The following is a 21043-nucleotide window of genomic DNA, read 5'->3' on the forward strand; positions in this document are numbered from 1 at the left end:
TCGACCGTGGTCTCGACGCCCGCTTCGATAGATGGCGTCGACCGTCGATCCGGCGCCCGCGCCGATCCTCGGGTGAGGTCGACCGTGGTCTCGGCGCCTGCTTCCGCACGGGCGCCGGACGCAGGCTCAGCCAGCCGCAGAAGACTCATCAGGCGCTCGAGGACCGTCTCCTGCGCAGCACCCGGCCATCGCAAGAAGCGAATCCCACGCGCGACCGCCACCGCTCACCCGCCGACGAGTACGTTCGGTTCCGATACGGCCGCATAGACACGCGCGGCAGAGTGAGCGGAGGAGGTCCGAGGATGAGCGGCACAGGGATTGCGATCGCGATCGGCCCGGGCGACCAACCAGTGCTCGAGCAGGCGGTGACCGATGCGGGCGCCCGCATCGCCGATCTGACCGACGCCCGCGCCCTGATCTGGAACGGGCCTCCGACGCAATTTCCCGAGCAGCTCCCCACCGGTATCGAATGGGTGCAGCTCAATGCCGCCGGTGTGGAGGACTGGTTCGCGGCCGGAGTCTTCGACCGGTTCCCCGACGTCCGATTCACTTCCGCCGCAGGCGCATACGCCGCCAGCGTCGCCGAGCACACGCTGATGCTGCTGCTGGCCGGAGTGCGTTATCTCCCGCAACATCTGCGGGCGCGCAGCTGGCAGCAGCAGGAGTTCTTCCCGCATATCGGTTCGCTGCGCGGCGCCACCGTCACGATCGTGGGTGCTGGCGGTATCGGGCGGGCGCTCATCCCGATGCTGACACCGCTGGGCGCGCGGATCATCGCGGTCAACCGCTCCGGGCGTCCGGTCACCGGGCCGGGGATCCCGGATGCGGTGGAGACGGTGCGCGCCGACGATCTCGCGAGCGTGTGGTCCCGCACCGATCATGTGGTGATCGCGGCTCCGGCCACCGCCGAGACCCGCCATCTGGTCGGCGCGAAAGAGCTGGCGCAGCTGAAGCCCTCGTCGTGGGTGATCAATGTGGCGCGCGGCAGCCTGGTCGATACCGAGGCCCTGGTCGAGGCGTTGCGCACGAACGGGATCGGTGGCGCCGGTCTCGATGTCACCGATCCCGAACCGCTGCCCGACGGCCATCCGCTGTGGGACATTCCCAATGCCATTGTCACCCCGCATGACTCGAATCCGCCGCAGCTGCGGATGGCGGCCTTCGCCGAACACCTGACGGCGAACGTCACCCGATTCGCGACCGGTGCGGATCTGCTGGCCCCGATCGACCCGGAGCGCGGCTACTGATCGCGCCGCCCCGTACGCCTCGAAACCAGGCCACTGGCCCCGGCAGAAAGCCGCCGATCCGCCAGGAGTCATCGCCGATGTACGGCGATGTCCTGCGTACCGGTCCATGGGCGCTACACTCGGGCGGTCGACGGCTGTAGCGCCCGCCGGTACGGCGCGGGTGGGGTTGTGCGAGGAGGTGCAGCGATGCCGAACTACCGCATCGATGATCTCGCACGCGCCGCTGGCACCACCAGCCGTAATGTCCGCGCCTATCAGGAGCGTGGGCTGCTTCCGCCGCCGGTCGGTAAGCACGGTCGCGCCAGTATCTACGACGACACCCATCTGGAACGACTGCGGTTGATCGATTCGCTGCTACAGCGCGGTTTCACCACCGCCCATATCGCCGATTTCATCACCAGCTGGGAGACCGGCAAAGACCTCACCGAAGTGCTCGGTCTGCAACATGCGGTGACCGCGATGTGGGCCAAGGACGAGCCGTTCGAGGTCTCGCGGGAGCTGATCGGCTCCATCCTCGGGCCCGATACCGATGAGCTGGTCGAGCAGTTGCGCGGGATGGGGCTGGTCCGCATCGACAACGACACGGTCGTCTTCACCGACACCCAGCTGCTCACCGCCTTCGCCGAACTCGATGAATACGGGCTCGACCTGCGCACCTTGATCAGTGTGCACACCCAGGTCGCTGCACATATCGATGACATCACCAAGATCATGATCACCGCGGCGCGCACCCATATCGTCGATGAGCACGGTCCCGGCTGGCTGCCGGAGACCAGCGCCGAGATCGCCGAGACCACGGCCATGCTCAACAAGATGCGCGAACTGGCCGTCGCTTCGGTGCACAGCACCCTGGCCCGCTCCCTCGACACCAACCTGCGCCGCGAACTGGGCGAATACCTCGAAACCGCCGCCGACCGCGAACGGAAACGCGCCGCGGCGCGCCCCGACGATCCCGCTGGGCGCCGGTAGCCCGGTCGAACCGCGGGCCGCACTCCACCTTCGGTGTTTCCGCATGTCGAGGAGGTTGTGGGCCGTAATGTCTTCGGTAAGCGGACGCCGACGAATGGAGTCGTCATGACCTCCGATCGAGCGAAACTGCCACCGCGGGCGCTGGTGCAGGCGGTGGAACGGGCACGCGCTGTGCTGGCGGCGGCGCACCGGCGGATGGTGCCGGGGCATGTGGCGCTGTTGGAGATGATCGCGGCCGGATGGCTGACCCAGGCCATTCACGCCGCCGCCGACCTCGGGGTTGCCGACGCACTGGCCGACGGCCCGCGCGACGGCGCCGAACTGGCGCAGATCGTCGGCGCCGACGAGGACGCACTGCACCGGCTGATGCGGCTGCTGATCAGCCACGGCATCTTCACCAGGCGCCGCGACGGCCGGTACGCGCTCACCCCGATGGCGCGCGCGTTGCGGGCCGACGCCGAGGTCTCCTTGCGCGACGCCTCACTGTTCTTCGGGTCGAAGATCCACCGGGACAACTGGACGCAGTTGGTGCAGGTGGTGCGCAGCGGGGAGGCGGTGGGCAGCACGGTCGACGGTGTTCCGCTGTTCGACTATCTGCGCACCGACCGCGAGACCGGCGCGCTGTTCGACCGCGCGATGGCCAGCATCGACGATCTCGGTAGGGAGCCGCTGCTGTCGGCCTACGATTTCGGCCGCTATCGCACCCTCGTCGACGTGGGCGGCGGACAAGGGGTGTTGCTGACCGAGATCCTGCGCCGGGCACCGCAATCGCGCGGCATCCTGTTCGATCTTCCCGAGGTGGTGGCCGACGCCCGCGTGCGCTTGGCCGAACACGGGGTGGCCGATCGGTGTGCCGTGGTGGCGGGTTCGTTCTTCGATACCGTCCCCGAAGGCGGTGACGCCTACCTGCTCAAGCACATCATCCATGATTGGCCCATCGAGCAGGCCACGAGAATTCTGCGCACCGTGCGCAACGCCATGTCACCGCGGGCGCGGCTGTTGCTCATCGAACTCGTCCTGCCCGACGACGCCCGCCCGCATCCGAGCAAGTACATCGATCTGGAGATGCTGGTGAATACGGGCGGTCGGGAACGTACCGAGGCCGAATACCGTGCGCTGCTGGCCGAATGCGGTTTCACCCTCACCTCGGTCACCACCACCCTCTCACCGGAGAACGTGCTCGAAGCCGTCCCGGCGGGCTGACGCGGTGGTGACGCTCAGCCCGGTACGACAGCCTGCGCGATGAGCGCCAGATAGAGCGTGAGGATGAACAGCACCGCGGGCACCACGGGATAGTCCTCGTCCGCCGAACGCCGGAAACGCCCCGCGCCGAGGAACGGAATCACCAGCAGCGCCAGCGGAATCCAGCCGAGCACAGCGCGTGCGCCGTCGTGCTCCCACGGCCGCACCAGCACCAGATCGGCGGCCACGGCGACCACCGCGCAGCCGAGCGCCGCGACCATCGATCCGGTCGCGCCGAGCGCATTGGAGTAGTACATCTGCCCCGGACGCGATATCCGCGAGGTCTTGCGCGCGAATTCGAACTGGAGGAACGCCCCGGCGAAGATGACGGCGGCGGCCGCGGCCTGCCATCCCGGTTCGACCTCGCCGGTGTCGATGGCCGACACCACGACATAAGCCGTCACCAGCAACTGCACCGGATAGGTCACCAACAGGTTCGGCAGGATGCTGGTGCGGATGGGTTCGGAGAGCCGCTCCAGCCCCCACAGCCCGAGCCCGTAGGCGAGTACGGCGGCGATGGCGACGGCGGACCCGACCGACAGCACCAGGCTCGCCGCGATCGCACCGACCGCGATGACGGCCATCGCGGCACGCAGATCCAGTGCGGTGACCGCGCCGGTCACCAGCGGCCGATCCGGGTTGTGCACCCGGTCGTAGTCGAGGTCCTTCTGCTCGTCGACCATCCGCAGATACAACAGCACGAACGCGACCACGACGATCCGCAGCGCCGTCGCCCAGGTGGGATGCCAACTCGACTCCGGTCGGGTGACCAGCGCGGCGGTGCCCTCCAACGCCAGCACCCACAGCACGCCGTAGAGCAGATAGTGCGGCTTGTACATGACGGCGGTGAAGCGCGCGATCCGGACCACCGCGCCGATCGGTCCCATCGGCGAGGTCACGGCGCCGGGTGCGGAAGGATCATCGTGCTCGCGCACACCCCGACCGTCGGAGACCTGGTTCACTCCGCACCCCAGCGGTCCCACATGGTCACCTCGGCCGCGGGCGCCCGTCGGCCGGGGCCGGTGCTGCCGGGACGCAGATGCGCGACCGGCAGCATAGCCACCTGGGTCACCTCGTCGAATGGGATGCCGAGCAGTTCGGCGACCTCCCGTTCGTAGGCCAGATGCGCGGTAGTCATACAGGAGCCGAGGCCCCGATCATGCAGTGCCAGCTGGAAATTCCACACCGCCGGATAGATGGACCCGTAGAAACTGGCCAGCATCAACGACGACGCCTCGGCCGGTGGACGGCCCAGCGAGCACACCAGCACCAGTGCCGGCACCTCGTGCAGATGCGCGGCCAGATGTTGTCCGGAGGCCAGATCGGCGAGCTGATCGGGGCGCGGGGTGCGCGCGGACAGGTACGCGGCGAAGCCCTTGCGGTAGTACTCGGCGATCTGCTGCTTGGTCGCGGCATCGGTGACGACGAGGAATCGCCACGGCTGCCGGTTCGTCCCGCTCGGCGCGTGCACCGCGATATCGAGGCATTCCAGCAGATCCTCGCGATCGACCGGGCGGGTCGGGTCCAGTCTGCGGCGGAAAGCGCGGGTGGTGGTGAGCAGTTCGACCCCACCCATCACAGCGCGACCCCATCGATCGGCGCGTCCGGTTCGGCGACGACCACATCCTGCGCGAATTCGGCGTCCACGCGGGCCGCGACCGCACCGGCCTGGTGGATCTCGCACCGCACAACGGTGCGGTCACCGGTGCGGGCGATGATCTCGGCCCGGCATTCGGCGGGGCTGTCGAGTTCGACGAAACGGTCGAAGGTGCTCGACACACCCATGAGTCGGGGCGCCTGGGTGAGGACCATGCCCAGTGCGGTCTGCCTGCACGCCTCGATCAGCAGACTGCCCGGCACATGGTCGAGCGGATGATCGAACAGGATCGGGTGGCCGATATCGGGTACCAGCGTCGCCACGGCGGTATCGCCGTCCCGCCGGATCGGGCCGACCACCACATTGCGCCAGTTCTCCCGGCCCACTGCGGCCGATTCGGCGCGCTCGGTCAGCGCCGACGCACCGACGAACGGGCCGAGACCGAGGCTGTGGCGGAATCCGCTGCGCATCCGGTCCCAGCGTGCGCCGGTGGTCCAGGAGAACGATCCGTCGACCGTCATCATCGGGACACCGCCGCAGGAGATGTCGAGCACCATGTCGACACCGTGCATATCGGTGCCGTCGTGGTGTTTACGCGGAACCCGCACGGCCATCACCAGATCCGCGGGCGCGAAGCCGACATCCCAGGCCTCGGTATCGGCGCCGGTGCCGTTGAAGGTGCGCACCAGGAACGCCCGGTCGGTGGGGACGGCGTAGAACTCGTGGGTCAGTGCGATCGCCGCCTGGCGCGCGGCCTCCATCACCACCAGCGGGTCGTGGCGCAGGGCGAGGCTGCCCGCGTGGTCGCCGTAGTAGGAGTGCATGCGCGGTAGCTGCGCACCGGCGACGAACTGGTCCTCGCCCACCGTGTCGAGCGAAGTCACGAACACCTCGGCGACCGCACAGCGATGCGCCAGCTCCCTCGGGATGGTGCGGACATGCGATGCGGTGTTGTCGGCGTTCACAGTTTCGACGCTCATGGCCGGGCCTCCAACCAGTCGGATGCGGTCACCGGGCGCAACGTCTGCGGTTGCGTCCCCACCCGCATGGGCAGTACATAGGACCCGAGCACGATCATCGACCACGGATCGAGGTCGACGCCCCGATCCCAGGCCGTGGCAAGCAACCGGGCACAGTCGGTATCGGACTCGGGATCGAATCCGTCGGGGATGGCGACGCCCGCGCGTTCCAGCTCGGCGGCCAGCTGGCGGGCGGCCTCGGTCCGGCCGAAATCGCGGGCCGGAGTGTTCGCATAGAGTTCGGCGGCCAACACCGCGGCATCGGCGGATCGATCCGCATCGGCGGCCGCGCGCGCCAGCACTTCGGCGCGGCGTGGTTCATCGAACAGGATCGACAGTTCGCGCAGTACATCGGCGGGGTCGTCGGGTGAATGCACCAGGTTCAGCAGATAGCTGTGTCGGCCCAGCAGATGCCGCAGTTCGCCCGGCCGACGTTTACGCGGATCGGTCGGGCCCTTGGCGTCGGTCAGTCGGACCGGCACGGGCAGTTCGGCATCGGCGGCGGACACCACGAGGACCAGCACATCGCAGATGCCGACCAGCAGATCGGCCAGCCGCCGCCGCTCGGTCGAGGCGATATTCCAGGAGTAGTACCACAGCGCCCGCGCCAGCAGCCGATCCGCGGGCACCCGCTCGGCGTCTACGACGCGGAAACCGTTGTCGGACAGCCAGGTCAGGGTCGGCTCCACCGAACGCGCCACGATCGCATCGGGTTTGAGCAACAGCAGCGAATGCTCTCTGGCGAATTTCGCTGCGTCCACACCCGCCCGATCGAGCTGGTCGACACTCTCCTGGACAAAGGTGTCGCCCAGGTAGGCGCGCACCTTCTCCGGCTGGGTGGTCAGCGCGCTCAGCAGCTCACGCAGCGCCTCGCTCATCGGCCCACCCCGTCGACACCGTTACCGGCCAACACATCCTCGATCGAGGGCAGCGGTACCCCGAGATAGCCCGATTCCAGGCAGTAGTCGAGCAGGGTGCGCAGATACTCCTTGCCGGTGGCCGGCGCCGGACGACCGAGCAGCACATCGGCGTTCTCGGTGTCGAAGACCAGCCTGCGCCGGAAGTAGCTGGTGTAGAGCGAACCGATGCGCCGGTAGTACTCACGTTCGATCGGTGCGAGATCGGATTCGGCGAAGCTGGTCTCCGGTACGAAGGTAGCCACCTCGAAGGACGGGTATTCGGCCAGCACATCGGAGACCTCACGCAACGACAAGGTGTCGCGGCCGAGCGCGTGCATGGTGCGCCCGGAGGCCGAATCGAAGTCGAGGACCGCCGCGGCCACCACATCGGCCACATGGTCGACCGGCGCCAGCGACAGGGTCGCGTCGTAGCGGCCGGGCAGGGACCGCAGTTTGCCCTCCACCATCAGTTTCACCACGGTGTAGAGGTTCTTGTACTCGCGGATGGCGCCGGTGTCGCTGGCACCGGTGACGATGCCCGGTCGCACGATCGCCCAGTTCAGACCGCGTTCGGTGGCCGCGTGCACCAGCTGTTCGGCACGGAACTTGCTGGCTTCGTAACCGTTGCCGAATGCGTGACCGGTCTCGAGTTCGTCCTCGGCGATCGTGCCGCCGCGCATCCCGCACACATAGGCGGTGCTGACGTGCACCAACGGCACCTGCCAGCGCAGCGCGAGTTCGATCGCGTTGGCCGTGCCCGCGATATTGAGCTGTTCGTAGTCGGTGTCGGGGGCGTCGAAGGCGGTGGTGGCGGCGCAGTGCACGATCACCCCGACCCGTTCGGCCAGATCCTCGGCGTCGCGGTCGGCGAGCCCGAACCCGGCGGCCCTGATATCGCCGGTGACCGACGTTCCCGGTTCCAGCGGGGTGCCGTCGTTGCGGACGATATCGCCGTTGCGGTGCAGCACCGCGGCGATCGGCCGACCCGCCGCGGCCAGCCTTGCCACCACTTCGGCGCCGACCAGACCGGTCGCGCCGGTGACGAGAGCGGTATCGCGGTCGCTCATGATCGGTTGTCCAGACTGCCGCTGATCATCGTGATGACCTCGCCGACCCGGCGGACACCGGCCAGCTCCTCCGGCCGATACCGCGGCAGGTCGAAGGCGCGCTCGAGCACCACGGTCAGTTCCATCAGCCGCAGCGAATCGAAGCCCATGTCCTCCATGAGCCGCTGGTCATCGGCCATGGCGGCGTCCTGATCCGGCGCCATGGCGCGGATGAGGGCGCGCACCCGGTCGGCGACGTCGGTGTCGGTGGCGGTCATGACGGCTCGCTTTCGCGTAGATGGGGTTGCTGACCGCCGGTGGTCAGCAGGTCACGGGCCTCGTCCAACGGCAGGTCGGTGTCGAGGTAGCCGGCGATACGCAACCAGTCGTAACCGATCGCGAGGGTGCGCCGCCACTGTTCGCGGGAGTCGAACGAGGCCGGGAAGTCGGCGCCACCGGCCACCGCGCGCACCAGGACTACGAAATCGTCGATCGCGGCGAATCCGGCCAGGGCATCCCCACCGGCGGCGAGGGTGACCGAGAACCGCACCGCCTGCGCCGATTCCAGCGCGTCCAGCAGTTCACCGCGGCGCCCGGCGTGCGGCGGCAGCAGTCGCCGAACCGTGTCGACGGGAGCCACATCCGCGGGCAAGGGATGGATGCCGAACGCGGACAACAGCACCCGTACCGCCATGGCGATCATTCGGTGGGCGGCGATATCGGCCACCCCGCCCTGGGCGTTCTTCACCGCGCCCGCCAGGTCTTCGCGCGCATTCTCCAACACGATGTTCGACCACACCAGGTTCATCGCGCATTCGGTGAACCGCGGTGCGGGCAGCGGCGACAGGGTCGCGACCGGATCGGTGCTCACCGCACCGGTCACCCCCAGCGCCGGGGCCGCCGAGGACGGCACCGGCGTATAGGGCCGTAACGGTTTACACATCGCCAGTGCGGGTTCGATGCGTTCACCGCCGCGCCACTGCAATCCGACTACGCCGAGGCGGAGGAATTCGGTGAGTTCGGCCCGGATATCGGTCCTCGCGCGGCCGAGGACGGCGGCGAGGGAATGCCGGAACACCACCGACCGCCAGGCACGGCCACCGCTCTCGGACAGGACGAACACATCCCGGTCACCGCGGATGATATGGATGCGGTCGCCGATCTTCCAGGTGGTGACCTCGGGGACGCGTGCGAACAGGATCTGATCCGCATCGTCGGCCACATCGGTGACGCCGAGGTCGGCAGCCAGTTCGAGGGCCTGCTCCCACCACACGCGCTGTTCGAGCGCGCGTTCGGTCGGCGCACCGAGGATGCCTTGCGGCCGCGCTGCCTCCGCGGCGGCCGGTTCACCGGTCGCGCAGACGATCGGCCCGCGATCGGCGGGGGTGAGCAGATCCTGGAACCGGGTGATCCGGTCGTCGGCCCCGATGCGGGTCAATTGCTGTGGCAGCCATTTGGTTTCGAGATACGTCTCGTTCTTGCCCGCGCTCCACGCCTTCATCGCCTGTCGCAGACCGTCCGCGGCCCAGTCACGGGCTTCGGCCTCCGCGCCGAGAGTGCGCAACGCCACCGCGTACCGCAGTGCCTGCCGGGCCCGAGCAGCCCACCAATCGGCCAGGCGTGCGGCGAACGTGGCGTGCGGCAGCAGCGCGCGCAGTTCGGCGATATCCAGGGCACCCGGCCGCACAATGGTGGCGCGTAGGAACCGCTGGCACCGGTTGAGGAGATCTTCGTCCAGGGTCGTGACCGCCTCCGCCGCCGCCACGGCCTCCAGTTGCTTACGCAGCTGAGCATGGGAGCGGGTGCGGACCTCGACCCGGCGGCCGTCGATGAACAGCACCGTCGGCAGGGTCGGCAGCTGCTCGTCGCCCGGAGCGACGACCAGGAAATCCACATCGGAGCCCTCATTGCCGAAGCCCTCGGCCAGCGAGCCCTCGAACAGGACCACCGAATCCGCGGGTACCGACACCTGTGCCAAGGCGGCGTCGAGGAGTTCGCGGGTGCGTTCGGCGGGCAAGGTCGGCGTGGGTGTTTCGGTATCGAGCGGGGTGGCGGCGGCATCGACCGCGCCCGCCGAGGCAGTGCCGTCGGCCTCGTGCACCACCGCGCCGTCCAGGGCGCCGTCGGCGAACAACTGCCACATATGACGTCGCCGTGGCTTGCCGCTGGACGTGCGCCGGATCAGACCGCGCGGACCGGTCACCACCGTGACAGTCTGCGCTGGCCCCAGTTCCCCGCGAATGATCTTGCGCGCCTCGGCCAGCCACTCCCCCGGCGCGGATTCGGCGAACAGCGCGATCCCCTGCGCACCGGCCTCGGTGATCGCCACCGCGGCCAGTTTGCCCTTGGTGATCCCGGTTTCCTGCGCGACCCGCGATTCGATGTCCTCCATGAACACCGAGCGGCCGCGCACCTTCAGACTCGACCCCATCCGGCCGAGCACGAAAACCTCGCCGCGGTACAGGAATCCGGCGTCACCGGTGTAGAGCACGCCGTCCTCGATCCGGGTGGACGATCCGGGGCTCGGCGGGCCCGAATAGCCGAGCGCCACCGAATCGCCGACCACCGCCATCTCGCCGAGGGTGCCGTCGGGCAGGTCGTTGCCCTCCTCGTCGACCACCCGCACCGTCGATTCCGGGGTGGAATAGCCGAGGCCGGTGATCCAGCCCGCACCCTCCACCCGACGGTTGTCGTCGAGCTGTGCTTCGGCGAGCACCGATACCGGCAGGCCGAACCGCAGCGCCGCATTGTCCACCCGCAGGGCGGTCATCGGCCGCCCGCGCGCCGATGACGACACCATCAGCGTCGCCTCCGCCAGCCCGTAGGCCAGGGTGTAGGCATTCATCGAAAAGCCTTGGCGTCCGGCGAGTTCGGCGAAGGACTGCACATCGGACACCTCCACCGGCTCCGAACCGATGGCCAGCGTGCGCCACCCGGACAGGTCCAGATCGGCGATCTCCTCCGGCCGCACCCTGTGCGCCACATAGCCGAGCGCGAATGACGGGGACGGCGAATGCTGGGCGCGGCTCATCGCCCGCAACCAGCGGGCCGGATCGCGCACGAACTGGTCCGGACGCATCAGGTACAGCTCGCCCTGATTGGTGACGGTGGTCAGGAATGCGCCGACGAGACCCATATCGTGGTAGAGCGGCAGCCACGAGACCATCGCCTCGCCCGACCGCCAATCGATGAGACGCGAAATCATGGCGATGTTGTTGGCCAGGTTGTGCCAACTGACCCGCACCCCGCGCGGGGTTCCGGTGGAACCGGAGGTGAATTGCAGCAGCGCACACGGGTCCGGCGCGCCGAAGACCCGTTCGGCAGGCGCGGGCGGCAATGTCTTCGGATCGATGACGACCGGTTCGTCGGTTCGGCCCGCTTCCGCCGCGGCGCGGCGCGCGAGCTGTTCGAACTCGACCGAGGTCACCACCACCCGCGGCTTCGCCTGCGCCAGGATCGAGGCCACATGGCTGATGTACTGGTCGAGATCACCGAACATCGGCGGCGCCACCGGCGTGAACACTCCGCCGCAGGCCCACACCGCGTAGAACGCGGCCGCGCAGGGGAATCCGGTCGGCATGACGACGCAGGCGCCGTCACCACTGCCCATACCGTGCTCGCGCATCACCTCGGCGATCGACCAGGTGAGCTCGGCCAGTTCGGCGTAGCTGCGGTACTCCCAACCATCGGCCTCATCGGCGAAATGGATTCCGGTATCCGCATCCGGTGCGATGAGCCACTGGCGTACCGTGGCAACGTATTCGGACTCACTCATCGCCGGATTCCCCTCCCGACAGCACTGTCACCGTTCCGTTCGTTCCGTCCACCCGTATGTGCATGCCCGTCCGTATCCGCTTGGTGATGTCCTTGACCTGAACGACCGTCGGCACGCCGAGTTCCCGCGCCACGATCGCGACATGGGTCAGCGGGCTTCCCCGCTCGATCACCAACGCCGAAGCAGACGGCAGCGCCGCCACCCAGCCGGGGTCGGTGCGATAGGCGATCAGGATGCCACCGGCAACGTCACAGGGCTCGTCCACCACAACCGCGGCGCCCTCGACCAGACCGGAGGCCGACGGCGTGCCTGCCAGGACGGTACCCGGCAACGCGGGTGGCGTGTCGGTGACCGGAACCCAGCCCTGGGAAGCCAGCTCCGCCCGGCCGAATGTCGATCCGACCGTCGTGAACCTTGCTGGGGCCACCAATTCGGCATCCTTGGCGCGCTGCACCTTCCGCGCGGCGACCAGATCACGCAGGTCGGCGGTGTCCGCGCCTTCGTAGCTGCCACGCAATTCCTGCACCGTCAGGTAGAAGACATCGGCGAACTCGTCGATGACTCCGCGCGCGGCGAGATCGCGGCCCATCACCCGGATCATCCGCTTCACCATGCCGAACGCCCTGGTCCGGCAGAAACGCAACCGTTCACGATGGGCCGCGCACCGGGACACCTTGGCGCGCAACCGTTCATAGATCCGCCTGCGGACCCCGGTCAGATGTGCGTCGAGGTATTCGTCGGCCTCCGCACCGCGGTCGGGCTGCTGCCCCGCCTGACCCACCCGGCCGAGCGCGCTGCGCAGCATCACGAACAGGCTCGCCGGATCCTCACGCAGATCGGGCGTCTCCAGTTTCAGCTCGTCCAGGCTGCGATAGCCGTAACGGTCGATGTAGGCGTCCACCTCGGCACGGAACTGCGCGTAGGCATCGGAGGTGTGCAGCTGCCGGTAGATCTGTTGCGGTTCGGTCGAATTGATGAGGGCGGTCAGTTCCGGATCGGCGTGCACGATCTCGGCCATCGCCGTCAGCGCCCGCGCCGGTTCGGCCGATTCGACATCGGCGCCGGGCCCGACCACCGCGTACAGGAACCACTCCGGCGCCTTCGGCAGGAACAGCTTGGTGAGCAGGAACATCGCGCCCGTGCAGGTGAGCAGGATCGCGTCGAGCACCATCAGCGGACCCCAGCGCTGCACCAGGTCCCGATCCACCCGCCGATAGGCGGCATAGGCCTGCTCGCCGGTCAGCGTCGTGTAGTCGATGGCCTCGTATTCGTCGTAGACGCGGTAGAACTCGGTGAAGAACTGCTCGACCATCTCGTCGATGCCGAACAGCCTGCGCAGATACGTGACCGTCGTGACCGCACGCGACCGGATCCGCGCGCCCGTGCTGCCGAAGGTGTAGGGCCGCAGCGTTTTCGCGATATCGTCGGCGAGCGGTTCGTCCACCCCGAGCGCGGCTTCGAGGACCTTGCGATTGAGCGGATAACCGGGCGCGATACCGACCATCCGGTACCAGTGCAGCAGGTTGTAGTACACCCGACCGTGGAAGTAGCCGAGCAGAACCGGCGTCCACTCGTCGGTCTGGCGCAATTGTTCGGCGGGCACCTTCAGCGATTCGGCGTAGCCGCGATACACCCGGCCGTAGATATCGGCCGCGGTGGTGTAGGTCAGCGGTGAGGTGAGACCACTGAAGCTCTCGATGATGTTCGAGTTGTCCCAGATCCGGGCCTCCCCGTCGGGGACGTCCTCACCGGCGCCGCGGATCAGCGCGGCCTCGGCCACCGCCCGGTCTGCCGCCACCGCGGCCAATGCGGTGGTGATGGGGCGGGCCTGTAGGAACCAGACGCCGTCGTCGTCGATGGCCCATTCGATATCCTGCGGCGCACCGAGCGCGGCCTCGAGTTTGCGGCCGAGTTCGGCGAGCGAGGCGATCTCGGCCTCGGTCAGGGCCAGGCGCGCACGGCGCTGCGGGTCGACCTCGCTGGTCGTCGAGCCCTGGGCCGCATCGGGCACAAAGGCCTGGTCCTTGTCACCGACGACGGTGTCGAGCACCGTGCCCGCACGGTCCACCACCACCGAATCGGCGTCGACCGCACCCGACACCAAACCCTCGCCCAGACCGTAGACGGCACTGATCACCAGTTCGTCGGCCGAACCGCTGGCCGGGTTGGCCGTGAACATCACCCCGCTGATCCGCGCCGGAACCAGCCGCTGCAACACCACGGCGACGGCGGCGACCCGCGGCTGATCATGCGCGAACGCGTACCGGATCGACCGCTCGGAGAACGCCGAGGCCCAGCAGGCGCGCACCCGGTCCGCCACCGCGTCCTCGCCGTTGACATTGAGGAACGAATCGAACTGGCCGGCATAGGAATGCGCGGGACCGTCCTCGGCCGCGACCGAGGACCGCACCGCGATCGCGGCGCCGCCGAGGCGGCCGTAGCCGTCGGCGATCAGCGCCGCGACCTCGGCGGGCAGCTCGGCCGATTCGATCGCCGCGCGCAGCGCCGCGCCGGTCTCGGAGGCCGCATCAGGCGTGTCGGCGGCGGCGAAAGCCGTGATCGGCTCAGTCAGACCCGCACCCGCGACGAACGCGTCGAAGACATCGGTGCCGAGCACCGTCCACTCCGGCACCGCGAAACCGCTGTTGTGCAGGGTGTGCAATCCGCGGGCCTTACCGCCTGCCAAGGCCGTGATGGCCCCCGAGTCGGTCCACGGTCCGAGCAGCTGCACGCTTCCTCCCATCGCTGCCGGTCATCGCCTGGCAGCTCATAAATTCTCGGGCCCTCCGCGATCGCGGGGCCCGCGACCGAGTAAATCCGGGCATTGTCTGTATATCCGAGAATTGACCGTGGTGTTAGCTCACAACCCTCGAATGGCCCGGCGTCCGGCTTCGGTCGCACCCGCTCCCGCGGCGCACACTAAGCTGTCGGGCAGCGTCGGTGGGTGCTGTGGTGAGGATGTGATCGGGTCGTGGGTTGGACGTTCACCCCGGACGAGTTCGCCCATATCTGGCGCGAAACCGACCAGGACCGTCATCCGTATCCGCTGCGCATCCTGGAGACGCCGCGCACCGAATCCGACGCCGACGCACTGCGCGCCGAACTCGCCACGAGACTGCCACTCCGCGCGGACCCGGATCTGTCGGCCTGTCTGCGCATTCTCGCCGCACCGCACACCAGAATCGTCGCCGTCGGCGGCGGGCACACCGCGGGCAGCGAAATCCGGCTGCTTGCCACCGCGGTCTTCGATCGCGCGGTGCTCGCGGTCCAGGAACCCGGCCGCACAGCGGACTTCGGTGGACAGGTACGGATATCCATCGGGCACAGCGCGAAACTCGGGGCGCGGATCGCCGCGCTGCTGCCGACAACGCCCGCCGGACGCGAACCGGCCCGCGCCGCGGCCGCGGACGCCATCCGCGATGACGAGGTCGTCGTCACCACGGAGCGGGCCGCGCGGCCGATCCGGCGACTGCTGCTGAAACCACACACCGCCGAAGGTCATATCCGGATCGAGGCACGCCTGGACCGGCCCACCCCGCCCGCGCCCGTCCACTACACCTGGATCGACGTCGAGGGCGACGGCCGCTATCTGATCAAGGCCGGTGACATGGTGCATATCGTGCCCGCCGGGGCCGATCAGCTCGCCGCACAACTCCAGAAGCGGGTCCCGTCCTGATCCGGTTCACTGCCTGACCGGCGACCTCGATTGCGGCTACTCTGAATCGGACCGATGGAGGGGACAGCGATGACGATCGAGACCAGCCGAACCGAAATCGCCCGGTTTCGGCAAGCGGCACACGCGGGCACCGTCAAGTTCGATCCGGCCGCGGCGCGGCGCTGCGCCGAACTCTACGACCATCAGGTCGATCGCCTGCTACATCTGCAACAGCGGCTGGAATCGGTGGCCGAACCGCGCGGTTTCGGCGGTTTCGTCTCGGCGCGACAACTACAGGCGGGCTTCGGGCACAAGGCCCGCGACGCCGCCGCCCTGCTCGACCACTACATCGAGGCCGCGTACCGGATGAAAGAGGCGTTCCTGATCAGCGGCGGACTCTACGAAGAGGCCGATGCCGCCAATGCCGCCGCGCTGCGCGCCGTCGAGTCGAGGCTGCCCCGATGAGCGGCACCGACCCCGAGTACATCAGCGCGATGGAGCACTTCGAGTCGATGCGGCACGAGGAGATCTACGCCAAAGCCCAGGAGATCGACGCGGCCGCCATCGTGCAGACCTCGGCCGCCTGGCTGGAGGCCGCCGCGGGCCTGTCCACCTCGTTTCCGCTCACCCGCGACAGTGTCGACCGGGTGATGGACGGGATGGACTGGGAAGGCGCCGCCGCCGACGCCGCCCATGCCAGCGCCCGCAGCTTCGCCGCCTCGGTGGACGAGCTGGCCGGGGTGCTCGGCCAGGTCGGCGCCAGGATCGGCGGGGTCGCCGCGGCCGCGGAGGCGGTCAAACTGGCCGTCGTGCCGCCCGGCGGATCGGGCCCCATCGGCGCCATCGCCAGACTGCTGGAAGCGGCGAACGTCATCGATGCGCATATGGCGCAGGAGGCGTTGCGCCAAGAAGCCGTACTGGCGATGAACATGATCTACAAACCCGCCTACGGGCTGGCAGGCACCGGTGTCCCCGCCCTGCCCGCGCCGCCGGAAGCGCCCGGCGCCCAGCCCCCGCCGACCGGATCGCCACAGCACATGCGGTCCGGCCCGGAGACGAACGCGCCGAACGGCTCGGAACCGAATCTCCCACCGGCTCACGATGTTCCGGCTACTCCACCGCGTTCGGCAACACCCCCACACACCGACACTCCGACGCCTCCGGGTGAGCACGTCCCGCCCACCGAACGTCCGCAGGACGCCCCCGTGCCAGCACCACCCACCCAACAGGCTCCCCCTCTCCCCGTTCCCCCACCGACCCAGCCGCCCATGCCGGTCCCTTCCCCGGCCGAACCTCCAGTGCCCACACCACCGTCTGCCGACGCCCCGGCACCGACCGAACCACCCGCTCCGGCCCCGTCGACCGAGCCGCAGGTCCCCGCGCCACCACCGGTCCAACCAACTGCTCCGGCCCCCTCGACCGAGCCACCGGTCGAACCGCCCGCGCCTGTCCCACCGGCCGCACCCCCTGCCCCCGCACCCCCTGCCCCCACACCCCCGGCCGCACCGGAGCCGCCACTCCCGATACCCCCACCAGCGGCACCGCCGCTCCCCGCTCCTCCGGTCGAGCCACCCCCTCTGCCGACCCCGGAACCGCCTGCCCCGGTCGAATCACCTCCGATGCCAGAGGCCCCACCCCCGCCCCCGATCCCCGGACCGGAAGACCCACCCGTGCCGCTACCCGACCCAGCGGGCCAGCCCGGCATCACCGGCCCGATCCCCGAGGGCCAACCACCCGCAACCGACCAGCCGGGCGTCATTCCACCGCAGGGCTAGTGCCACGCCGCATTGCCACCAGGATGACAGGGTGTCGGACAGGTGCGGGAACGCTTCGGTGTCGTCGATCAAGCGAAGACGGCCACGACATCCACCGATGGATGGCGCGCAGCGGTGCGCGCGCCTACCGTACGCAGCAGCAACGCCACAGGCCGAGGTCGGTCAGGAAGATCAGGTGTACTTCTCGAAGTCCTCGGCGCCGAGCGGCTCGGCTACACCTTCACCAGGTCGTCGGCGTGGATGACGGGGCGCTGCATGGTGTCGGGGAGTTCGGTGGTGGAGCGGCCGAGCATGGTCGACAGTTCGGTGGCGTCGTATTCGACGACGCCACGGGCCACCAGGCGGTTGTCCGGGGCGATGAGGTCGACGACGTCGCCACCGTGGAAGCGGCCACGGACACCGGTGATACCGGCCGCGAGCAGGGAGTGGCGGCGGTGGGCGACGGCGGCGACGGCGCCGTCGTCGATGTGGATGGCGCCGCGGCTGTCGGCGGCATGGCGCACCCAGAACTTGCGCGCGGACAGGCGCACCGAGCGGGCGGCGAAGGCGGTGCCGACGGTGCCGCCGCTCAGGGCGGTCGCGGCGTCGGAGGCCGCGGCCAGCAGCACCGGCACCCCCGCGTCCGCGGCCAGCCGCGCCGCCGACAGCTTCGAGGCCATACCGCCGGTGCCGAGCGCACCACCGCTGCCCGCGATCACCCCGTCCAGGTCCGCGCTGGAACGCACCTCGGGAATGAAGGTGGCGCCACCCTTACGCGGATCGCCGTCGTAGAGGCCCTCGACGTCCGACAGCAATATCAGCGCGTCGGCGCCGACCAGATGCGCGACCAGAGCGGCGAGCCGGTCGTTGTCTCCGAAGCGGATCTCTTCCGTTGCGACCGTGTCGTTTTCGTTCACCACCGCGATCGCACCGAGCGAACGGAGGCGATCGAGGGTGCGCTGGGCATTGCGATGGTGTTCGCGGCGGGCGAAGTCGTCGGCGCTGAGCAGCACCTGACCGACGGTGCGGCCGTAACGCGCGAACGAGGTACCCCACGCGTGTGCGAGAGCCAACTGGCCGACACTGGCCGCGGCCTGTTTCGTGGCCAGATCACGCGGACGGACGCTCAGACCCAGCGGTGCCATCCCCGCGCCGATCGCGCCCGAGGACACGACGACCACATCCGAACCCGCACGCATCCGCGCCTCGACGGCATCGGCCAGCCGGTCCAGCCGGTCGGTATCCAGCCCGGCCTTCATGCTGGTGAGCGCCGAGGACCCGATCTTCACCACAACGCTGCGCGCACCCGCGATGGCTCGACGCGCCTCGCTGAGTTCGGCGCCGAACTGCAATTCCGTCTCGGTCACGGCTGATCTCCACCCATGTTCTCGCGTGATCCGGCCTCTCGCCGGGACGCGCCTACTGTCCGTCCTCGTCGTCGCGCACCAAACCGCGACGCACTCGGGAGGCATGTTTGCGTTCGGCCGCGCTGATCCGGTCGGTCTGCTCCAACCGGATATCGGTGCCGCGGCCGGTGGGCACCATATCGACGCCCGCCGAGATCTGCGGCTCCCATTCGAAGGTCACCTCACCGATGGTGACCGGTGCACCCGGTTGGGCGCCGAGGCGCACCAGTTCGTCTTCGACACCGAGGCGGGCCAACCGGTCGGCCAGGTAGCCGACGGCCTCGTCGTTGTCGAACTGGGTCTGCCGCACCCAGCGCTCTGGCCGGGTGCCGCGCACGATGAAACCGCCGGGCTCCTCCGGATCGGCGATCACGCTGAAACCGGTCTCGTCCACCGCGATAGGGCGGATCACCGGACGCTTCGGCGCCGCCTTCGGATGCTCCTGCCGATACTTCAGCACCAGATCGGCGAGCGCGAACGTCAGCGGGCGCAACCCGGCCCGACTCACCGCGGAGATCTCGAAGACGGGCCAACCGCGCGCGGTGAACTCGTCGGTGACCATCTCGGCCAGTTCGGCGGCGTCGGGCACATCGGTCTTGTTCAGGATCACCACGCGCGGGCGGTCGGCCAGATCGCCGAGTCCGGCGTCGGCGCTCAGCGCGGGTTTGTAGGCGGCGAGTTCGGCTTCGAGGGCATCGACATCGGAGACGGGATCGCGGCCCGGCTCCAACGTCGCGCAGTCCACGACGTGGGCGAGCACGGCGCACCGCTCCAGATGCCGCAGGAAGTCCAGTCCGAGGCCGCGCCCCTGGCTCGCTCCAGGGATCAAGCCGGGCACGTCGGCCACGGTGAAGGTGGTATCGCCGCTGGCTACCACACCGAGATTGGGCACGAGGGTGGTGAACGGGTAGTCGGCGATTTTCGGTTTCGCCGCCGACAGCACCGACACCAGCGAGGACTTACCGGCCGACGGGAATCCGACCAGCCCCACATCGGCCACCGACTTGAGTTCGAGCACGATATCGCGCTCTTCCCCCTCCTCGCCGAGCAGCGCGAACCCGGGCGCCTTGCGGGCCTTGGAGGCCAGTGCGGCATTGCCGAGCCCACCGCGACCACCTCGGGCCGCGATGTAGCGGTTGCCCACGCCGACCAGATCCATCAGCACTTCGCCGTCCGAACCGAGCACCACGGTGCCGTCGGGAACCTTCAACAGCAGGTCGCCGCCCTGTTTGCCGTCTCGGTTGCCGCCCTCGCCCGGTTTGCCGTTGCTCGCCTTGGCATGCGGATGGAAGTGAAAGTCCAGCAGGGTGTGCACGTTGGCGTCGACCTCGAGGATCACGTCCCCGCCGTTGCCGCCGTTACCGCCGTCGGGGCCGCCGAGCGGTTTGAACTTCTCCCGGTGTACCGACGCGCAGCCGTGGCCGCCCTTGCCAGCACGCACATGAAGTACGACACGGTCGATGAATTTGGACATACGCCGAATCATCCTCCTTCGGTCTGGTCGGGACGGCGAACGTCGCCGCAGGTCACTTGCTGGAAACAACGAAAAGCGGGCCAGGGGTATATCACCCTGACCCGCTCGTCTGTGTTGGAGTCGTCAGCCGGTCAGGCTTCGACGGGCTCCGGAACCACGATGTTGACGGTCTTGCGTCCACGCTTGCTGCCGAACTCGACCGCGCCCGCCTCGAGGGCGAACAGGGTGTCGTCACCGCCACGGCCGACGTTCACGCCGGGGTGGAAGTGCGTGCCGCGCTGACGCACCAGGATCTCGCCGGCCTTGACGGACTGACCACCGAACCGCTTCACGCCGAGGCGCTTGCTGTTGGAATCACGACCGTTCCGGGAGCTGGATGCACCCTTCTTATGTGCCATTGCTGTACTCCTCCAGGTGAGGGTTCGACGAACCCCCGGGCCGATTACTTGATGCCGGTGACCTTCAGGACCGTCAGCGGCTGACGGTGACCCTGGCGCTTGTGGTAGCCGGTCTTGTTCTTGAACTTGTGGATGCGGATCTTCGGGCCCTTGGTCTGCTCGACGACCTCGGCGGACACCGACACCTTGGCCAGCGCGGCCGCATCGGCGGTCAGCTCGGCGCCGTCGACGACGAGCACCGGCGACAGATCCACAGCGGTGCCCGGCGCACCCTCGATCTTCTCGACCTTCACCAGGTCACCGACCGCGACCTTGTACTGCTTTCCGCCGGTCTTGACGATCGCGTACGTTGCCATCGGTCGGCTGCCCTTCTTCCTCTGGTGTGCGGCGCTTGTCAGCGCGGCTGGAGCGGCACCCGGCGGAAGAACTCCACCGGGCAACCACTACACATCTGGTCTGGTAGTCACCGCCGCCTCAGCACTGGCGATTGCTCAGGGTCTGCTAGGTGCAGTTCCCGATACAGCTTCGCGGGCACAGCGTGATAAAACGCTGTCGCCGGGCA

General features: G+C 68.7%; 18 protein-coding genes. 6 read left to right on the forward strand and 12 right to left on the reverse strand.

Annotation, left to right across the window (positions count from 1 at the left end; translation table 11 throughout):
* Window positions 1–302 precede the first annotated feature (302 nt).
* From QH168_RS21410 to QH168_RS21420, 3 genes are all read left to right on the forward strand, one after another.
* The gene (locus tag QH168_RS21410) at window positions 303–1247 is read left to right on the forward strand and encodes a D-isomer specific 2-hydroxyacid dehydrogenase family protein (RefSeq protein WP_280236543.1); all 945 of its coding nucleotides are present in this window, start codon (window positions 303–305) and stop codon (window positions 1245–1247) included.
* A 186-nt stretch (window positions 1248–1433) separates the two neighbouring features.
* Entirely contained in the window at window positions 1434–2216 is a 783-nt protein-coding gene (locus QH168_RS21415; protein WP_280236544.1) for a MerR family transcriptional regulator, read from the forward strand.
* Between the two features lie 105 nt (window positions 2217–2321).
* Window positions 2322–3419, forward strand: a complete 1098-nt coding sequence (locus tag QH168_RS21420) for a methyltransferase (RefSeq protein WP_280236545.1) — start codon at window positions 2322–2324, stop codon at window positions 3417–3419.
* Between the two features lie 14 nt (window positions 3420–3433).
* On the opposite strand, the gene QH168_RS21425 is transcribed toward QH168_RS21420, so the two are convergent.
* The 8 genes from QH168_RS21425 to QH168_RS21460 are packed head-to-tail and all read right to left on the reverse strand — an operon-like array spanning window position 3434 to window position 14537.
* Window positions 3434–4393 carry a hypothetical protein gene (locus QH168_RS21425; protein WP_280236546.1) on the reverse strand — a complete coding sequence of 320 codons (960 nt, stop codon included), beginning with the start codon at window positions 4391–4393 and terminating at the stop codon, window positions 3434–3436.
* A 23-nt stretch (window positions 4394–4416) separates the two neighbouring features.
* The gene (locus QH168_RS21430) at window positions 4417–5034 is read right to left on the reverse strand and encodes a nitroreductase family protein (protein ID WP_280236547.1); all 618 of its coding nucleotides are present in this window, start codon (window positions 5032–5034) and stop codon (window positions 4417–4419) included.
* Window positions 5034–6035, reverse strand: coding sequence for a ScbA/BarX family gamma-butyrolactone biosynthesis protein (locus QH168_RS21435; RefSeq protein WP_280236548.1), 1002 nt, complete (start codon window positions 6033–6035; stop codon window positions 5034–5036). Before QH168_RS21435 ends, QH168_RS21430 begins: the two co-directional genes overlap by 1 nt.
* The gene (locus tag QH168_RS21440; protein ID WP_280236549.1) at window positions 6032–6952 is read right to left on the reverse strand and encodes a nucleoside-diphosphate kinase; all 921 of its coding nucleotides are present in this window, start codon (window positions 6950–6952) and stop codon (window positions 6032–6034) included. The genes QH168_RS21435 and QH168_RS21440 overlap by 4 nt, the downstream gene beginning before the upstream one ends.
* Window positions 6949–8040 carry an SDR family oxidoreductase gene (locus tag QH168_RS21445; protein ID WP_280236550.1) on the reverse strand — a complete coding sequence of 364 codons (1092 nt, stop codon included), beginning with the start codon at window positions 8038–8040 and terminating at the stop codon, window positions 6949–6951. The genes QH168_RS21440 and QH168_RS21445 overlap by 4 nt, the downstream gene beginning before the upstream one ends.
* On the reverse strand, window positions 8037–8297 hold the full coding sequence (locus QH168_RS21450; protein ID WP_280236551.1) for an acyl carrier protein: 261 nt from the start codon (window positions 8295–8297) through the stop codon (window positions 8037–8039). Before QH168_RS21450 ends, QH168_RS21445 begins: the two co-directional genes overlap by 4 nt.
* Window positions 8294–11794: an AMP-binding protein gene (locus tag QH168_RS21455; RefSeq protein ID WP_280236552.1), complete on the reverse strand. Its 3501-nt coding sequence runs from the start codon at window positions 11792–11794 to the stop codon at window positions 8294–8296. Before QH168_RS21455 ends, QH168_RS21450 begins: the two co-directional genes overlap by 4 nt.
* Window positions 11787–14537 carry a phosphoenolpyruvate synthase gene (locus tag QH168_RS21460; protein WP_280236553.1) on the reverse strand — a complete coding sequence of 917 codons (2751 nt, stop codon included), beginning with the start codon at window positions 14535–14537 and terminating at the stop codon, window positions 11787–11789. The genes QH168_RS21455 and QH168_RS21460 overlap by 8 nt, the downstream gene beginning before the upstream one ends.
* 228 nt (window positions 14538–14765) lie before the next feature.
* Between QH168_RS21460 and QH168_RS21465 the strand changes: the two genes are divergently transcribed.
* The 3 genes from QH168_RS21465 to QH168_RS21475 all read left to right on the forward strand — a co-directional run bounded on the left by QH168_RS21465 (window position 14766) and on the right by QH168_RS21475 (window position 17224).
* Complete coding sequence (locus QH168_RS21465) at window positions 14766–15470, forward strand: ESX secretion-associated protein EspG (RefSeq protein WP_280236554.1); 705 nt, start codon at window positions 14766–14768, stop codon at window positions 15468–15470.
* A 69-nt stretch (window positions 15471–15539) separates the two neighbouring features.
* Window positions 15540–15914 carry a hypothetical protein gene (locus tag QH168_RS21470; protein ID WP_280236555.1) on the forward strand — a complete coding sequence of 125 codons (375 nt, stop codon included), beginning with the start codon at window positions 15540–15542 and terminating at the stop codon, window positions 15912–15914.
* Entirely contained in the window at window positions 15911–17224 is a 1314-nt protein-coding gene (locus QH168_RS21475) for a hypothetical protein (protein ID WP_280236556.1), read from the forward strand. The genes QH168_RS21470 and QH168_RS21475 overlap by 4 nt, the downstream gene beginning before the upstream one ends.
* Before the next feature lie 212 nt (window positions 17225–17436).
* Here the strand turns inward: QH168_RS21475 and proB are convergent, their stop codons facing one another.
* From proB to rplU, 4 genes are all read right to left on the reverse strand, one after another.
* Window positions 17437–18570 carry a glutamate 5-kinase gene (proB, locus tag QH168_RS21480; RefSeq protein WP_280236557.1) on the reverse strand — a complete coding sequence of 378 codons (1134 nt, stop codon included), beginning with the start codon at window positions 18568–18570 and terminating at the stop codon, window positions 17437–17439.
* A gap of 52 nt (window positions 18571–18622) precedes the next feature.
* Window positions 18623–20083 (reverse strand): GTPase ObgE, encoded by a 1461-nt coding sequence (gene obgE, locus QH168_RS21485; protein ID WP_280236558.1) that lies wholly within the window; start codon window positions 20081–20083, stop codon window positions 18623–18625.
* Window positions 20084–20214: 131 nt separating this feature from the next.
* Window positions 20215–20481, reverse strand: coding sequence for a 50S ribosomal protein L27 (gene rpmA, locus QH168_RS21490; protein ID WP_063129452.1), 267 nt, complete (start codon window positions 20479–20481; stop codon window positions 20215–20217).
* A 44-nt stretch (window positions 20482–20525) separates the two neighbouring features.
* The gene (gene rplU / locus QH168_RS21495) at window positions 20526–20837 is read right to left on the reverse strand and encodes a 50S ribosomal protein L21 (RefSeq protein ID WP_280236559.1); all 312 of its coding nucleotides are present in this window, start codon (window positions 20835–20837) and stop codon (window positions 20526–20528) included.
* Between the last annotated feature and the right edge of the window lie 206 nt (window positions 20838–21043).

Origin of the sequence: Nocardia cyriacigeorgica, from assembly GCF_029868385.1 — a bacterium.
Lineage (GTDB): Bacteria > Actinomycetota > Actinomycetes > Mycobacteriales > Mycobacteriaceae > Nocardia > Nocardia cyriacigeorgica_F.

What these genes read in the sequence shown, in the direction of transcription:
- QH168_RS21430 (WP_280236547.1), bottom strand. Translation starts at nt 5,034, where the DNA reads ATGGGTGGGGTCGAACTGCTCACCACCACCCGCGCTTTCCGCCGCAGA.
- obgE (WP_280236558.1), bottom strand. Translation starts at nt 20,083, where the DNA reads ATGTCCAAATTCATCGACCGTGTCGTACTTCATGTGCGTGCTGGCAAG.
- QH168_RS21410 (WP_280236543.1), top strand. Translation starts at nt 303, where the DNA reads ATGAGCGGCACAGGGATTGCGATCGCGATCGGCCCGGGCGACCAACCA.
- QH168_RS21450 (WP_280236551.1), bottom strand. Translation starts at nt 8,297, where the DNA reads ATGACCGCCACCGACACCGACGTCGCCGACCGGGTGCGCGCCCTCATC.
- QH168_RS21475 (WP_280236556.1), top strand. Translation starts at nt 15,911, where the DNA reads ATGAGCGGCACCGACCCCGAGTACATCAGCGCGATGGAGCACTTCGAG.
- QH168_RS21460 (WP_280236553.1), bottom strand. Translation starts at nt 14,537, where the DNA reads ATGGGAGGAAGCGTGCAGCTGCTCGGACCGTGGACCGACTCGGGGGCC.
- QH168_RS21470 (WP_280236555.1), top strand. Translation starts at nt 15,540, where the DNA reads ATGACGATCGAGACCAGCCGAACCGAAATCGCCCGGTTTCGGCAAGCG.
- QH168_RS21415 (WP_280236544.1), top strand. Translation starts at nt 1,434, where the DNA reads ATGCCGAACTACCGCATCGATGATCTCGCACGCGCCGCTGGCACCACC.
- QH168_RS21440 (WP_280236549.1), bottom strand. Translation starts at nt 6,952, where the DNA reads ATGAGCGAGGCGCTGCGTGAGCTGCTGAGCGCGCTGACCACCCAGCCG.
- QH168_RS21435 (WP_280236548.1), bottom strand. Translation starts at nt 6,035, where the DNA reads ATGAGCGTCGAAACTGTGAACGCCGACAACACCGCATCGCATGTCCGC.
- QH168_RS21455 (WP_280236552.1), bottom strand. Translation starts at nt 11,794, where the DNA reads ATGAGTGAGTCCGAATACGTTGCCACGGTACGCCAGTGGCTCATCGCA.
- rpmA (WP_063129452.1), bottom strand. Translation starts at nt 20,481, where the DNA reads ATGGCACATAAGAAGGGTGCATCCAGCTCCCGGAACGGTCGTGATTCC.
- QH168_RS21420 (WP_280236545.1), top strand. Translation starts at nt 2,322, where the DNA reads ATGACCTCCGATCGAGCGAAACTGCCACCGCGGGCGCTGGTGCAGGCG.
- QH168_RS21445 (WP_280236550.1), bottom strand. Translation starts at nt 8,040, where the DNA reads ATGAGCGACCGCGATACCGCTCTCGTCACCGGCGCGACCGGTCTGGTC.
- rplU (WP_280236559.1), bottom strand. Translation starts at nt 20,837, where the DNA reads ATGGCAACGTACGCGATCGTCAAGACCGGCGGAAAGCAGTACAAGGTC.